This is a genomic window from Cellulomonas sp. (genome assembly GCF_017744555.1).
GTDB lineage: Bacteria > Actinomycetota > Actinomycetes > Actinomycetales > Cellulomonadaceae > Cellulomonas.
Window position 1 is genome coordinate 1 of the sequence record NZ_JAGIBD010000078.1, and the last position, 2,866, is coordinate 2,866.

Sequence of the window (2,866 nt, forward strand, 5' to 3'; positions counted from 1 at the left end):
ACCGCCTGCAGACCCAGCTCCCCCTGGTGCTGCTGGGCGAGCGCCCCATGCCGCCACGGTTCGACCACGTCATGCTCGGCAACGTCGACGGCGCACGCCTCGCCACGGCGCACCTGCTCGCGCGCGGTGCGCGGCGCGTCGCGATCGTCGGCGGCACGCTCGACGACGACCCCGGCGTCTCCGGCTCCCGCACCCAGGGCTGGCGCGAGGCCCACGCCGCGGCCGGCGTCCCCGTCGACGAGCGGCTCGTGCTGCCCGCGCCCTGGCTCGAGGCCGCGCAGGGGCGGCAGGCCGTCGACGACGCGCTCGCACGCGGGCTCGACCTCGACGGCGTCTTCGCCGTCACCGACCAGGTCGCGATCGGCGCGATGGCCGCGCTGCAGGACCACGGCCGCACGATCCCCGGCGACGTGCAGGTCGTCGGGTTCGACGCGCTCGCGCTCGGCGAGCACGTGTGGCCCGGGCTGACGACCGTCGACCCGCACCACGAGCTGCTCGTCGAGCACGCCGTGCGCCTGCTCGACCTGCGCACCGCGGGCGAGGACGCGCCGCCCGAGCAGATCGTGCTGCCCGTGAGCCTGCTGGAGCGCGGCACGACCCGCTGACGGACGACGGCCCCGGGTCCGGTAGCCGGACCCGGGGCGCGCGCTGCGCCGTCAGCCCATGCGCACCCGCGACGACGTGTACTCGGCGCCCGAGGTGATCCGCGCCAGCAGGCCGGCCACCGAGCCACCGCTCCACATGTAGGTCGACCAGGTGCTCAGCCCGGCGCTGTCGACACCACGCCCGAGCACCTGTCGATAGCTCTGGTCGATCACGCGGTTGACGTGCTCCGGGGAGTACACGATCCCGTGGGCGACGGCGAGCGCCCCGTCGGTCGCCACCCTCCCCGCCCACGAGCTGAGCTCGCCGGCGCTCGGGCTGCGGCCGAGCAGGTCGCGGAACAGCGCCGTGACGTAGCCCGTCGCCGTCCCGCCGGCACGCGCGTAGTACTCCGCGGACCCGACGATCCCCTTCTCGACCACGAACACGTCGCTGCCCTGGTTGAGCGCGTTCACCCACCCCTGCAGGCCGCTGCTGTCCGCGTTGCGTCCCAGGAAGAGCTGGTACTTCTGGTTCACCACGCGGTTGCGCCACTCCTGCGAGTTCACGATCCCCTCGACCACCTGCTGGAGCGACGCACCCGACCGCCGCGCCGACGTCCACACGACCAGCTCGCGGTACGACGCCTCGCGCCCGAGCAGGTCCCGGTACAACGACGCGACGAACGCGGGTTCGAAGCCAGGCTGCCCGGGCTTGACGAGGGGCATCGGGGGCGGCGGGGTCCCGGGCTGCGTCACCGGCGGCGGGTCGAGCGTCGGGGTGATCGAGAGCGGGTTGGTGCACGACACCCGGAGCTTCTCGACCGGCAACGGGCCCGTGTACGTCCGGACCTGGCCCACCGCACCGTGCCACCCGCGCGCGGGAGCGGCGAGGGTCCCGCCCCGGCCGACCTGCAGCGGACCCGCGGCGGTCCACGCCGTCGGAGCCGCGACCGGCGCGGCCGACACCGGACGCGGGGTGAGGGCGTCGTCGGGCGTGCCGTACTCGCACACGGCGAGCTCGAGCGTCCCCGTCCCCGCGTTGCGCATCCCGGTGAGCTGGACCCACGACCCGGGGCGCGCCGGGACGGCGGACCGCACGACGACGGGGCTCGCCGACGCCACGTCGCTCCCGGTCGCCCAGAGCGCCCAGCAGTGGCCACCGGTGCCGGCCGGGCACGCCGCGTCGACGCGGTGGCCGAGCTCGAACCCGCTGGTCTGGGCGCCCGACTGGCTGACGGCCGTGTAGGTGCCGCCGACGTCGTCGAGCCGGACGGTCGCCATCACCGCGTACGAGCCGTCGGACCGCACCACGGGCCCGGCCGTCCGCGCGACGTCGGTGAGGGCGTCGAACTGGAGCGCACGATCGTCCGGGTAGTCGTACGTCGCACCGAGACCGGCCGTCCGGGTGGTCGACGAGGACACCGTCAGCGGCTGGGCGGCCCCGTTGACGTTCGCCGCCACGGAGCCGGCCGCCTCGTCGAGCTGCCACGCGTCGCTCAGCGCCGGGAATCCGACGGTGAACCGGTACACGCGCGCCGGGCTCACGTTGCCGGCTCGGTCGATCGACTCGACTGTGAGCGTCTGGCTGCCGACCTCGGTCGGCACGAAGCGCACCGTCGCCGCTCCCTCGGGCACGGAGCGCTGCGGCTGGCCCAGGAAGCTGTAGCGGTAGTACTCGACGTCGGCCGATCCACCGTTCGTGAAGGTGAAGCGCCCCTCGGCGCCCAGGCCACCCGCGGCGACCGGGCTCTCGGGGTACACGACGAGCCCCGTGCCGGCGACGCCGGTGACGCCCGGGACGACCGGTGCGGTGGTGTCCACCGTCAGCTCGCACGACGCCGTCGGCCCCGGTCGCTGGCCGTCGTCGCCACGGATGCTCCAGCGGTAGCTGCGACCGTCAGCCAGGACCCCGGCGGGCACCTGCACCGCGTGCTCGGCGCCCGAGCCCTGCCCGGGCAGCACCGCCGGTCCCCAGACCCGACCGCCGGTGCCGAGGTCGATGACCTCGACGTACCCCGCGACGTTGCCGCCGTCGGGGTCGGCCAGCACGGCGCGCAGCGTCGGACGCAGGCTGCGGACGTACGGACGCCCGTCGCCGACGGTGCAGGTCGTGTCGGGGTCGGTGGTGCGCACGTCCGTCGGAGCGGTCGGTGCGCGGTTGTAGGTGACGGAGAACGCGGCGTCCCACGAGTACCGCTTCCAGGACGCCATCGAGTCCTCGTCGGCGGCGAGGCCGAAGGACGCGAGCGAGGTGTTCGCCGCCGCGACGGCGCGCGCCTGCG

General features: G+C 75.1%; 2 protein-coding genes. One reads left to right on the forward strand and one right to left on the reverse strand.

Annotated features, from left to right (window positions below; translation table 11 throughout):
* The coding region (locus J7523_RS20070; protein WP_291890519.1) for a substrate-binding domain-containing protein at window positions 1–605 on the forward strand (605 nt) is incomplete at its 5' end.
* Window positions 606–656: 51 nt separating this feature from the next.
* Here J7523_RS20070 and J7523_RS20075 read toward each other — a convergent pair.
* A partial coding sequence (locus J7523_RS20075) for a DUF4214 domain-containing protein (protein WP_291890521.1) occupies window positions 657–2,866 on the reverse strand: 2,210 nt, incomplete at its 5' end.